Annotated in this window: 14 protein-coding genes; 5 read left to right on the plus strand and 9 right to left on the minus strand. The window is 46.5% G+C overall.

What is annotated here, in order from left to right:
- Positions 1 to 23 precede the first annotated feature (23 nt).
- From rpoH to ftsY, 4 genes are all read right to left on the minus strand, one after another.
- Entirely contained in the window at positions 24 to 914 is an 891-nt protein-coding gene (gene rpoH, locus H8K32_RS15795) for an RNA polymerase sigma factor RpoH (protein ID WP_186913510.1), read from the minus strand.
- 329 nt (positions 915 to 1,243) lie between these two features.
- Entirely contained in the window at positions 1,244 to 2,158 is a 915-nt protein-coding gene (locus H8K32_RS15800; protein WP_186913511.1) for a cell division protein FtsX, read from the minus strand.
- 23 nt (positions 2,159 to 2,181) lie between these two features.
- Positions 2,182 to 2,856: a cell division ATP-binding protein FtsE gene (locus tag H8K32_RS15805; protein ID WP_186913512.1), complete on the minus strand. Its 675-nt coding sequence runs from the start codon at positions 2,854 to 2,856 to the stop codon at positions 2,182 to 2,184.
- Between the two features lie 30 nt (positions 2,857 to 2,886).
- Entirely contained in the window at positions 2,887 to 3,978 is a 1,092-nt protein-coding gene (gene ftsY / locus H8K32_RS15810) for a signal recognition particle-docking protein FtsY (RefSeq protein WP_186913513.1), read from the minus strand.
- A 116-nt stretch (positions 3,979 to 4,094) separates the two neighbouring features.
- Between ftsY and rsmD the strand changes: the two genes are divergently transcribed.
- The 3 genes from rsmD (at position 4,095) to H8K32_RS15825 (ending at position 5,654) form a co-directional block, all read left to right on the plus strand.
- Positions 4,095 to 4,724, plus strand: coding sequence for a 16S rRNA (guanine(966)-N(2))-methyltransferase RsmD (rsmD, locus tag H8K32_RS15815; RefSeq protein WP_186913514.1), 630 nt, complete (start codon positions 4,095 to 4,097; stop codon positions 4,722 to 4,724).
- Between the two features lie 85 nt (positions 4,725 to 4,809).
- Positions 4,810 to 5,304, plus strand: a complete 495-nt coding sequence (coaD, locus tag H8K32_RS15820) for a pantetheine-phosphate adenylyltransferase (RefSeq protein ID WP_186913515.1) — start codon at positions 4,810 to 4,812, stop codon at positions 5,302 to 5,304.
- Between the two features lie 92 nt (positions 5,305 to 5,396).
- A complete protein-coding gene (locus H8K32_RS15825) occupies positions 5,397 to 5,654 on the plus strand; it encodes a YfhL family 4Fe-4S dicluster ferredoxin (RefSeq protein WP_186913516.1) in 258 nt (85 codons plus the stop codon).
- A gap of 30 nt (positions 5,655 to 5,684) precedes the next feature.
- On the opposite strand, the gene H8K32_RS15830 is transcribed toward H8K32_RS15825, so the two are convergent.
- From H8K32_RS15830 to H8K32_RS15840, 3 genes are all read right to left on the minus strand, one after another.
- A complete protein-coding gene (locus H8K32_RS15830) occupies positions 5,685 to 6,824 on the minus strand; it encodes a GGDEF domain-containing protein (RefSeq protein ID WP_186913517.1) in 1,140 nt (379 codons plus the stop codon).
- A gap of 53 nt (positions 6,825 to 6,877) precedes the next feature.
- Positions 6,878 to 7,735, minus strand: a complete 858-nt coding sequence (locus H8K32_RS15835; RefSeq protein ID WP_186913518.1) for an MOSC domain-containing protein — start codon at positions 7,733 to 7,735, stop codon at positions 6,878 to 6,880.
- A 108-nt stretch (positions 7,736 to 7,843) separates the two neighbouring features.
- Complete coding sequence (locus tag H8K32_RS15840) at positions 7,844 to 8,851, minus strand: GlxA family transcriptional regulator (protein WP_222613147.1); 1,008 nt, start codon at positions 8,849 to 8,851, stop codon at positions 7,844 to 7,846.
- Between the two features lie 117 nt (positions 8,852 to 8,968).
- On the opposite strand from H8K32_RS15840, the gene H8K32_RS15845 reads away from it, so the two are divergent.
- Both H8K32_RS15845 and H8K32_RS15850 read left to right on the plus strand, forming a co-directional pair.
- On the plus strand, positions 8,969 to 9,610 hold the full coding sequence (locus H8K32_RS15845) for a cysteine hydrolase family protein (RefSeq protein WP_186913519.1): 642 nt from the start codon (positions 8,969 to 8,971) through the stop codon (positions 9,608 to 9,610).
- Positions 9,611 to 9,795: 185 nt separating this feature from the next.
- Positions 9,796 to 10,926, plus strand: coding sequence for a hypothetical protein (locus tag H8K32_RS15850; protein ID WP_186913520.1), 1,131 nt, complete (start codon positions 9,796 to 9,798; stop codon positions 10,924 to 10,926).
- A gap of 280 nt (positions 10,927 to 11,206) precedes the next feature.
- Here the strand turns inward: H8K32_RS15850 and H8K32_RS15855 are convergent, their stop codons facing one another.
- Positions 11,207 to 11,665 (minus strand): hypothetical protein, encoded by a 459-nt coding sequence (locus H8K32_RS15855; RefSeq protein WP_186913521.1) that lies wholly within the window; start codon positions 11,663 to 11,665, stop codon positions 11,207 to 11,209.
- Positions 11,666 to 11,692: 27 nt separating this feature from the next.
- The gene (locus H8K32_RS15860; RefSeq protein WP_186913522.1) at positions 11,693 to 12,214 is read right to left on the minus strand and encodes a hypothetical protein; all 522 of its coding nucleotides are present in this window, start codon (positions 12,212 to 12,214) and stop codon (positions 11,693 to 11,695) included.
- Positions 12,215 to 12,493: the final 279 nt, after the last annotated feature.

Raw genomic sequence — 12,493 nt, forward strand, 5'->3', positions numbered from 1 at the left:
GCTTTTTTTGTATCAGATGCAGCTTAAGCGTAATTCGCTAAAGCGCCCTTCATTTTTTTCAATGCTGCGCTTTCAATCTGGCGGATACGTTCTGCAGAAACGCCGTATTCATCAGCCAACTCATGCAGTGTCGCACCTGAGCCGTCGTCATTTTTTAACCAGCGCGCTTCGATGATGTGACGTGAACGCGCATCCAGTTTTGACAAGGCACTTTCCAGACCTTCGCTTTGCAGGCGATCATACTGGCGAGTTTCCAGCACTTTGGTTGGTTCGTCAGATTCAGTTTTTAAATACGCAATAGGTGCGAATTTTTCATCGTCGTCATCCGTTGGTGCATCCAGTGCAATGTCATGACCTGACAAACGCATTTCCATCTCAATGACTTCTTCGCGTTTGACATCCAGTGTTTTTGCCAGCGCATCGATTTGCTTAGGAGACATCGTCTCTAAGCCTTCTTTGTGACTACGCAGATTGAAAAACAATTTACGTTGCGCTTTGGTCGTTGCTACTTTCACCAGGCGCCAGTTTTTCAAGATGTATTCGTGCATTTCAGCCTTGATCCAATGCATGGCATAGGACACCAGGCGTACACCCTGATCAGGATCGAAACGTTTAACGGCTTTCATCAAACCGATATTGCCTTCTTGAATCAGATCTGCGTGTGGCAGACCGTAACCCAGATAACCACGGGCAATAGAAACAACTAAACGCAGATGTGACATAACCAATTGTTGCGCCGCGCCCAGATCATTGTCAGCACGTAAGCGGCTGGCGAGACTGATCTCTTCTTCGTGCGTGAGCATAGGCAGGCGATTGACTGCTGAGATATAGGCGTCAATATTTCCGAGCGTGCCACTGAAACCCAGGGCGAGCGCTTTGCTATCTGTTGCCGGGATAAGTTGTGTCGAAGTCATTGCGATGGTTCCTCCTCATTGCTGCCAGTTTCAATAAAAATAGAAAAACTAGCTGTATAAGCCCTTATATTAGCACTCTCTTGAGAAGAGTGCTAATAGTTGGAATTGATGCTCAAATCTGAGTGCGGCAGGCTGATGAATTTGCCATGCGGAAAGATTTTTTGCGTCTATCCTCGTTATCTGTATGTGTTTTATCTGGGATAAACCGTCTTAGATAACGATAGTGCCTGACTGGGTAAAGATCTTGATATTGCACAAGAAAGCACAAATAACGATATTAAGAGTCCAATTTATCCAAAAAGTTGCATGAATTTGGAGAAAATCCGGTGTTAGCTAGCGCGCGCCAATTGTCGGCGAACCGATAAGTACGCACCACATAGGCCTAAAAGCATGCTAAATGCGAGCAAAGCAAGGCTAGGAATAATCCCTAAAGGCGTGAGCCGGAATTCCGATGCGTAGAGTTTTGCAAAATCGGCAATTGCCTGATTTAAAGGCTGCAAGGATGCCGCAATTGCGCCTAGTGCCATTGCCCCAGCCAGTAAGCCGAGCAGGGCACCTGTGTAGTAATAAGGCCGGTGGATGAAGCTATTGGTCGCTCCTAACAAGCGCGTGACGGAGATTTCTGCCTGATGTGAAATGACTTGCAAACGGGTTGCATTAAAAACCACCACAATCACAACCACACCCAGAGTAATCGCCAGGAACAACAAACCCATTTGCAAAATTTGGACTAAAGCCGCCAGACGTTTAACCCAGGCAGAATCCACCTGAACCACATCAACATCTTGCAAGGATTTTAATTTTTCAACCAAGCTGTCCAATTTCTCTGCATCGTTGTTCGATAGCGACAAAATATAGGCATCAGGCAGTGGATTGCCACCTAAGGTCGACAACACTTCCGCCAGGCTAGACGAGTCTTGCATCGCTGCGAGCGCTTTTTCTTTGGGAATAAAGGTCAGTTTGCCATTGATCGCATTTTCTTTGAGCAAACGTTTGATTGGTACCGATACGGCAGTTGCGCTGTCACGCCCTGTGTCCGGGCTGACAAAAATACTGATTTCAGGTTCTATGGATAATTGTGAAGAAATCGGTTTGATGTTTTCAATTAATGTCAGGCCAGCGATAGGCAAGGCCAGTGCAATTGCAACCACTAACACATTAAATAAAAAATTGCCGGTACCTGCACGCAAGTGGGTGTAGGCACTTTTTAATGCAAACAGATGCTCACGAAACCAGATGGTCATGGGTTTATCCTTGAAATAAGATATCAGGCGGCGATGGAAGAATTCCAGGAATCAGTGATCTGGCCTTTGCTCAGATAAATCACACGGCTGGCCTGATCCAGAAACTGTTCATCGTGGCTGGAAATCAGGCACGTAACACCAGCGCTCTGAAAAGCTTTTAAAGCACTCAGTACCTTGTTCGCATTTTCTCGGTCAAGAAATGCCGTTGGTTCGTCGGCCAGAATGATTTTAGGACGGTTGACGATTGCGCGGGCAATCGCAACGCGTTGTTGTTCACCACCAGACAAAGTCAACGGGAGCGCATTGGCCTTGTCCAGCATCCCTACTTTTTCTAAAGCGACGCGGGCGCGTGATTCGGCTTCTTGCGCCGCGGCTCCTGTCACGATCAGCGGTAACATCACATTCGATAAGATGCTGCGATCATTCAGTAGCTTTTGATCTTGTAAAATCAAGCCTAGCTTACGTCGCAGGTAAGGCAAGCTGCTGGTTTGCAACTTGCTCACATCCTGACCATTGACCATCACCCGACCAGTTGTTGGCTTCTCAATGCCAGCAATCATCTTCAATAATGTCGATTTTCCTGCACCGGAAGGGCCAGCTAAAAATATCAGCTCGCCATCTGGTATCGTCAGGGAAATATTGCGCAAGGCGCAGGCGTCGCCAGCATACAGTTTAGAGACGTTATCGAATTCGATCATGGCGGTGTAATGTCCGTACTATCGTTAAATTTAATTGAACAAAGCGTCGACAAATTCTTGCGCATTAAATGGCTGCAAATCTTCAATTTGCTCACCAATACCAATGAAATAAACCGGGACAGGGCGGTTCTTAGCAATCGCTGCCAACACGCCACCTTTGGCGGTGCCGTCTAACTTGGTAATCACCAGTCCCGTCAATTGCAGTGCGTCGTCAAAGGCTTTGACCTGTGCCAACGCGTTCTGCCCCGTATTGCCATCGATGATGAGCAATATCTCTTGTGGTGCGCCGTCCATACCTTTTGCAATGACACGTTTGATTTTCTTCAATTCTTCCATCAAATGCAATTGCGTCGGCAGACGACCAGCGGTATCCACCATCACCACATCCGTACCCTTAGCGCGTGCAGAGGCTACGGCATCAAACGCGACTGCTGCAGGGTCGCCAGATTCTTGCGAAATCACCGTGATGTCATTACGCTCACCCCAGATCGTCAACTGTTCGCGTGCGGCAGCACGGAAGGTGTCACCCGCGGCGAGTAAGACCGACTGGCCGTGTACTTGCATATGCTTGGCCAGTTTGCCTATCGTGGTGGTTTTGCCAGCGCCATTGACGCCAGAAATCATCATGACCATAGGTTGATGTCGGCCGAGTTCTAAAGGTTTTTGCAGTGGTGTCAGCAATTCGAGTAATAAAGCCTTGAGTGCTGTTTTTACTTGTTCGGCTTCCGTCAGCTTTTCTTCTTTGACTTTTTTCTTCAAGGCATCAAGCAAAAATAATGTTGCTTCTACGCCAGCATCAGATGTCAGCAATGCTGCTTCCAATTCATCGTATAAGTCATCATCAATGCGTGCACCAACAAACAAGGTGGTCAGATTGGACGAAGTTTTTGCCAGACCTGCTTTTAAACGGCTTAACCACGAGCGTTTTTGCTCTGCCGGGGCAGGAACTGTATCAGCGGTCGGAGCTGATGCAGGAGCTGGTTGGGTGGCAACTTCGGCCGTGAATGGCGTTGCTGAAACCGTTTCAGTAACAGGAATTATGCTCTCAGAGGCAGGCGCAGCAACACTTTGCGGCGTTGGCGCTGGCTCTTCTTTGGGTTTTCTTTTGAAAAAGCTAAACATCGGGGATGATTTTGTCGGAAGATGGATGGCTGTCTACTGCCCACCCAAGTATTATAGAATGCTGCCATTCTAACAGACCGCGCCCGGTAATTCGATTTACCAGTGTCAAGCAAACAATGAAACCCAAGACTAAAAAGCCTGTATCCCCACAACGTGCCGCCCATCAGGTCAGAATTATCGGTGGCCAGTGGAAGCGCAGCCTGTTGAGCGTGATCGAAGCGGAAGGTTTACGACCCACCCCAGACCGTGTCAGAGAAACCACATTTAACTGGATTAACCATCTTTTTGACGCGCATTGGACGCCAATAATCTGCCTTGACCTCTTCGCTGGCAGCGGCGCTTTAGGTTTTGAAGCAGCGAGTCGCGGTGCTGCACAGGTCGTGATGGTCGAATCCCATACCCCAGCTTTTAAGCAATTGGAGCAGGTAAAAACTAAACTAAAGGCAAACCAATGCCAGTTAGTTCGCGGTGATGCTGCTAAAGTGATCGCGAATGTGGCTGCACAAGGGCAAAAATTTGACCTTATTTTTCTCGATCCGCCATTTGAACAAGGTTGGTTGGAAAAAATATTGCCAGCATGCAAAGAAATTATTCATTCTAAAAGCTGTGTCTATGTCGAATCAGAATTTGCATTAGATCCTGAAAGCACAGAGGAGAACATGCAAGCTTTGCTGAGTGGTTGGCAGTTAATACGCGCTGATAAAGCCGGAAGTGTGTATTTCCATATTCTGCAACGCAGCATTTGAGTACGTAAAACGCGCGAAAATCAGGCATAATGGCAGGTCAAATTGGTGCATATCATTATGCAATTAGCGAAAATAGGGAGTGAAGATGGTCACAGCCGTATATCCGGGAACATTTGATCCGCTGACACGCGGTCACGAAGATCTGGTGCGTCGTGCCTCGGGTTTGTTTGATACATTGGTGGTAGGTGTTGCGGATAGCAAGAGCAAAAAGCCATTTTTCTCTCTGGAAGAGCGTTTGAGTATCGCTAACGAAGTACTCGGTCATTACCCGAATGTGCGGGTAGAGAGCTTTTCAGGCTTACTAAAAGATTTTGTGCGCAAAAACGATGCGCGTGTGATTGTGCGCGGTTTGCGTGCGGTGTCGGATTTTGAATATGAATTCCAGATGGCAGGTATGAATCGTTATTTGTTGCCAGATGTTGAAACTTTATTCCTGACACCGTCTGACCAGTACCAGTTTATCTCTGGCACCATCGTCCGTGAAATTGCGATGTTTGGCGGCGACGTGTCTAAATTTGTGTTCCCATCAGTGGATCGTTGGTTGAAGCAAAAAGTAGCAGCAGCGAATGAAAATAAATAAGCGTTGCTGCATAGAATTTTAGTTATAGCGAAAAAATCAGGCTTGGCAGGTTGTTGAGCCAGCCTGATGCAATGAAAGAGAAGTGAGTAAGTATGGCCTTAATGATTACCGACGATTGCATTAACTGCGACGTATGTGAACCGGAATGTCCGAATGATGCGATTTTCATGGGGCCAGAAATCTATGAAATCGATCCACACAAGTGTACCGAATGTGTCGGTCACTATGATGAACCTCAGTGCAAACAAGTTTGTCCGGTCAATTGCATTCCGTTTAATCCTGAATGGCGTGAAAGTAATGCCGAATTGAAGGCAAAATACGAACGTTTGCAAGCAGCACCAACCAAATAAATTCTTGCCACGATGCGTGACCTGGTGTTTTTATTCGCAGCGCACCATATTGCGGCCTGAGCGTTTGGCGTCGTACAACGCGCGATCAGCTCTGGAAATCATTTCTTTAGCAACGATTACTTCATCGCCGTGGTTTTGTTTTTCCGACACGGTCGTCAGACCGATGGAAATACTCGTGTTGCAGCTACCCCCTTCAGATAGCGGAAACGCCTTCTCAGCGATGCTGCGGCGTATGCGTTCTGCCACCATCATGGCGTCTTGCAAATTGGCATTGATCAATAGCACGACAAATTCTTCTCCACCAAAACGTCCGAGTGTATCGCTGAGGCGTAATTCTGCTTTGATCCTACGTGCAACTTCGCAAAGTACATCATCACCGCCCTGATGACCGTATTGGTCATTCACTTTTTTGAAGAAATCAATGTCCAGATACATGCAGGCAATACCATAGCCCTGACGCCTTGCCCGACCGATTTCTTCCAGCGTGCGTTGTTCAACGTAGCGACGGTTGCTGACATTGGTCAGCGGATCGGTGAGCCCTATGTAAGTCAGGCGTTCGTTGTTGATCACGTTTTCAAGACAAATTGCAATGATAGAGCCCAACCGTTGAATAAAGTCGGTTGCCATGCTCGATAAAAAACGATCCGCCGAAAAACTACCCAGATTGAGATAACCGATCAATCTTCCTTGTCGTATTAACGGAATCAGCGCAACGCTGGCCGGCTTTTGGCTGAAACTGCGGAAGAACTGTTCGTACAGATGACGTTGGTAAGGTCCCAGGACTGGCTTTTGTGAACTGATACAGGGCGTCTGCAATTCGCGTTCGCTGCGGACAAACAACATATGTGGAAATTCGCGCAAATTGATGCGCAAATCGGTCAGCATTTGTTGCAAATCCTGGCGTGGATCAAGCAGGATCAGACTCACCATATCCAGTTCTGATGTTTCAGCGAGAGAGCTGAAAATACTGGTGATTAACTCTATGAAATGGCTGGCACCGATGATTTGCAATTCAAATTTCTGGTGCCGCTCCATGATGTTTTGATTGCGATGTGCATGCTCAAGAATATCGTCCAGACGAGAGCGCAGCATGTTGTTTTCCAAACGCAATTCATCCATCGCTGATAAGCGCGGTGGATGTTTAGCGGAATAGGGAGCAGCACCGTCCATCAATTTCTCTCAAGTTGCACATGCACAAAGTATGCAAGCTAATCTATGTGGTATTAAAAGGCAATAGCTATTTCGACGTTATCGCCTACTGACAAAATATGTCCGATGCCATTCTCTACGATGACATTCATGCCAAACGTGATCTCGCCATCCACGATAGGATTAGCGCGATAAGATTGCAAGATATCCACTGGATTGGGTCCCACTTCGCCTGTCGTTTGATCCACTGCTGGCATGGGGCAGCGTGGGCAGGGTTTAACCGGACGTAATTGTATCCCATCGCCTATGCTGTAGGTCTCGGCATAGTCTTCCTCAAAGGCTTCAATCCCATCGAGTACGATATTAGGCCGGAAGCGATTCATTGGCACCGGCGTACGACCTTGTGCAATAGCTTTCTGGTTCAAATCATCTAAAGAAGCCTGGGAAACGAGCAGCAGAGGGTAGCCATCAGAAAAACGGGTGGGCACTAGTTTGTCGCCAGTCCATTTGGTGTTGGCAAACCGTTGTGCTTGTTCAGAAAAACGCACTAAGCGACAAGATTTATTCAGAGCCTGACTAAACCAAGCCGCGGCAGCGTCGCCAGCGTCGTCGGCAAGTAAAGCAAATTCCCAAATGACGACAGGAATCGCTTTTTCTGAAGCGGTATGCGTATTGCGTGCTAACGGCAACAATAAGCTTGGCATCTCGTCGAAGTCTACGCGCAAGGAATCTGCTGCGATGGTGCAACGTATGCGCGCCATCTGTGGATATTCGCGCTGACTGATAAATTGCCCTTGCAAGTCCACCAGCATCCACTCTCTGTCATGCACACCACCCACACTTAATCCTGTCGCTGTGACTGTTGCTTCGGATACGCTAATGCCAGCGCAGGATTTGATTGGATAGATCGTTAAATCGGTGATATTAGGCATGACTCTCCTTTAGACAAGCTGGTGTTGCATTGCGGATATCAGCTATTTTAATGTAAGTAGGCGGGTTTGCTAGGATACAGTTTTTCAGATTTTACCAATTCAATGCGATCACTTACCCTGAAACTGACGACGATAAGCTGAAGGTGAAATTGTGAATTCCCGTGCAAAGTAACGCCGTAGCAATAACCCCGAGCCGAAACCCGCATCAATCGCGATATCTTCGATAGAACGCTGGCTGGATTCGAGTTGTCTTTGGGTAAATGCCAGTCTTTGATGTAATAACCATTGACCTACTGTTGTGCCTGTCATTTTTTGAAAATGCCGGGTAAAACTTCGGCGGCTCATCAAAGCGCGTTGCGCCAGTTGATCCAGATTATGTGATTCTGTCAGATGTGCAAGCATCCATTCCAGTATTTGTGATAAACGGTCATCACTGGCGAGAACCGGTATTGCTTGTTCTATGTATTGCGCCTGTCCGCCTTGTCGATGCGGTGCCACCACCAGACGGCGTGCAACGGCAGCGGCGACATCTGCACCATATTTACTGCGTAAAAGATGCAGGCAACAATCTATTCCGGCAGCAGTACCCGCTGACGTCACGACATCACCAAGATCGACATACAACACATTAGGATCCAGATGAATATCCGGAAAACGCCTTGAAAATTCTTTCGCCAGTGCCCAATGCGTCGTTGCACTGCGTTGCTGCAACAAGCCCGCTTCTGCGACGACAAATGCACCCAGACATAGCCCGACAATGCGCGTTCCTGCTTTATGCGCCTTGCGTAAGGCGTTTAATAATTCAAACGGTGCAGGGCGCAAGTCGTTATACCAAGATGGAATGATGATCATATCTGCACGCGACAACGCAGATAAGCCATAGCGCGTCTGGATAGAAAATCCGGCATTCGTTTTAACAACCTGCTCTCCGCTCTTCGCGGATATTCCGCAGACCTTGATCGCAAATTTCGGCAACGGCGTATCGCCATGCGACTCACCAAATACCAGGCATGGCACTGACAAATGAAACGGACTGATGCTATCAAACGCAACGATAGCGATATGGATAGTCTGTTCCATATCAATCAATTTGTTGCTAGAAATAAGATTTTTCATTGTGACCCGATTGTATCGGATATTGGCTATCGGGTCACTGCTCAAACAAAATGGTAAAGCGCAAAATAGCATCCAGTAACAGACATCTTCTTTAACGATTTTTTTTGAAAGCTAGCCATGACAACGACTTCTCACTCCCTTACCCAAAAACGTGCCCTGATCGTGATCGACGTGCAAAATGAATATTTCACCGGCAATATGTTGATTGAATATCCTGATCCAGCGGTTTCTTTGCATAACATCGGTATCGCCATGGATACAGCGCGCGCGGCCGGCATCCCTATCTTAGTGGTGCAACATTCCGCACCAGAAAGCTCACCCATTTTTGCGCGTGGATCCGATGCCTGGCAATTGCACTCGGTAGTGCAGCAACGGTCGTTTGATCATCTGATCGAAAAAAGTATGGCCAGCATCTTTGTTGGTACCGAAGCCGGCGCATGGTTGAAGCAACATCAGATAGATACCCTCAGCATCGTTGGTTACATGACGCATAACTGCAACGCCAGTACGATCTACCAGGCGTCTCATGAAGGTTACACCGTGGAAGTATTGAGCGATGCGACGGGGGCCTTACCGTATGCCAATGAAGCAGGCTATGCCAGTGCCGAGGAAATACATCGTGCTTTTAATGTTGTCTTTCAATCGAATTTTGCCGCTGTATGTACAACAGAGAGTTGGATCAATGCGGTAAAAAATCAAACCGTCATCGAAAAAAGTAATGTATTAAGTTCACACCTGGCGGGGCGGGGGCGCAGATAATTAATTTTTTTGGCGTAATGTTGATATCAATTTGAGCCGAAGGATTATTTAATTCAAACGAATTTGTTCTTTTATTCCTTATATTTTAAACAGTATAATTCTTAAAAATTAAATAATATGAAGAACTTGGGATCATTTTGATGAATAAATTTTATGTGAAGGTTGTTGCGTCAACTGTAGTATCCATGTGTTTGGTAGGATGCGGCGGCGGTGGCGGATCAAATGTATCGACGGCTAGTGTGGATGGTGGCAATACTGGCGGAAGTGTAACGCCTCCGCCTGTATTGCCGGTAACCTATACACGACAAGTTCCAGTAGCAGGTGATAGTTTTACTTATCAACATTTGGTTCGTGATGATCAAGGACAAAGCTGGACTTACTATTCAACAGAACAGTATGGAAATCCATACCGTGGAGTGACCGGCAGCGCAAGCGTTCTAAACGATAAGTTGCCTAAAGCAGGGTATTTTTTTGCTGGAACAAATACATCTGCTACCTTCTCTTATCTCAGCTTGTACGACGCAAATGGTGCAGAACTCTTGTTTTCTCCCCGGTCAGTTTCTTCCTTTCCATGTTCTTATTCGCAGAATTATCTTACCGCCAAATCGCCCTACTCTTTGGGCCAGACCTGGGATGTCAATGTCACGTTGAATTGCACTTCAGGTAGCTCTTCAGTCACTTACAAAACTGTGCGAGATACTGGAAGTATTGTCGGTGTTGAAGACGTAACCGTTACGGCAGGTAAGTTTTCCACTTTAAAAGAAGTGGCAACAATAAAAGAGCTTACAACCTATACCCCACCTGGCGGCAACTATACAGATACAAGTAAGGATGTAAGTCGTACTTGCTGGCGCGATACGGTGAGCGGTCAGTATGTCAAATGCGTCACGACTGGTTTTGATTCTGACTTTCAGTCATCGAAACCCGGAGGAAGTAAAAATTTAATCATTACGTCGGAGTTGATTGGTCGCCTTAACGCCAGCAATGTCGGAGTCAAAGTGCTGCAAAGGTTTGCGGGTCGCTGGAATTTAACTATAGCTGGCAACACTGGCGTCAATTTGATCGAGATTGACCCAACGGGAACAGCCTCATACCTGTTTGGTATCAGTGCCGGTGGACTTTCTACGGATTATTCAAGCAAACTACTTAATGCCAGTGTAAATAACGATGGGGATATTTCTGTCACGATCAGCTCGTCCAGTGCTAACGGTATGAATGGGACTTTGAGCGGAAAGCTTGACTCATTGGTAGGTGGAAGTGGAGTAATTAATTTGAAGAACGGCTATACGGCAACTTGGAAAATGTCTCGACAATAATTTATTTCGGATTCGTGATTATGTTCTCATTTGTTGGTGTAGTCTTTTATGTTCTAAAAATGTTCTGCTAAGGCTTCTCCATACAAAAAGATGCTAGGCACTGGAAAACGTCATTAACAAGCTGACGAAGTTTTGTGTAGCTCTGTATTGAATTCTTTATTTAAAGTTTAGCCCAATATCATATATTGATGATGATTCTATTTTTCTATGTTGATGGAAAGCGTGTTTAAAAAAAATGCCGCGAAAGATTTCGCGGCATTTTTTTGCTTTATCTATTTACTTATTTAGTACAAGCCTTGCCATGATCTGGACGATTTCCAGCTGCTTTTGCTTCGGCTTCAGTCATGTAGGAGCCTTCTTTGGTTGTACCGTAATACTTAGCGCCTTCGCAATGGTAAACTTTGGAGCTCGTGTTAACCCACACTTTACCTGCGCCTCCGCCGGCCGCTGGTGCCGCGACTGGTGTTGCTGCTTTCGCTGGTGTTGCTGCTTTCGCTGGTGCTGCTGGAGCGGCTGGGGTTGCTGCGGCTGCTGGTGTGGCTGATGCTTCTGCAGTTGCCCATTCTTTTACGCCTTTGTGACCTGAGCATGCGCCTTTTTTACTTGCTCCAGTGTATGCAGTGCCGTCATTGCAAGTTGCAGAGACCGTAGCAGCATCGGCAGCCATGGCAGAGTTCAGAATACCTGCCGAGCCAGCAACAGATAAAACACATGCCAACAACATTGATTTGATTTTCATATTCATTCCCTCGTGTGGTTAAAAAAATTAATTGCTCTTTGGTGTATCAGCCATCTTAGATAACGCAATCGTTAAGGCAGCGCCACCCAGTGTTTTGATGAGGCCAGAATGTTGGGCATAGAAATCACTCATATGCTCAACGATGCCTGCATCTTGCTGGTGTGCATGATCAGCAAGTTGTTGTATCTGGTCTGGCGAAATTTGCGCTGCTTGCTCTGGCGTGACTGTCGCGTTCGCGCCGCCCAATTGCGCCAAAATTGCACTTAAGCCGCTGCCACCCGCACCACCGGCAATCGCGCTTAAGACCTGAGGCCCCATGCCACTCAACAATTGATTGAGCATGCCTGCTTGCTGATTTGGATTTGCTTGTCCAAATAATTGCCCAACCATTTGTGCAAATGCAGGTGTCTGGTCAGAATGAAACATCGTTGCCAAACCCTGGCTGATCAATTCAGCAGGTGAACCTTGTGCGATCTGATCAAAATGATTTTCTGCAGGAGAGTTGCCTCCGATAACTTCTTGTAACAAGTTTCCCAAACCAAATACCATAATGTACCCCTGATGAGTAATCTAAAACATAAAAATGAACAAATATTGCGTTGTACTTCATTAAGATCAGCCACCAAAGAAAAATTATCGTAACAATTTGTGAATCATTTGGCGACGGTTGATTCTATCGACAATTCATTTCAATGCGATTACAGAGTGACAATGTTTAAATTTTTTTAACATAAATTGTTGGATGGACTTAACAAATTCAGAGGCTACGCGTTGAATGAGCAAGAATTCGCATTGAAGCGTGAAGTGGGAACTAGTTGCCAGGCAAAA

It is taken from the genome of Cognatundibacterium jejuense (assembly GCF_014284255.1).
Taxonomy (GTDB): domain Bacteria; phylum Pseudomonadota; class Gammaproteobacteria; order Burkholderiales; family Burkholderiaceae_D; genus Undibacterium; species Undibacterium jejuense.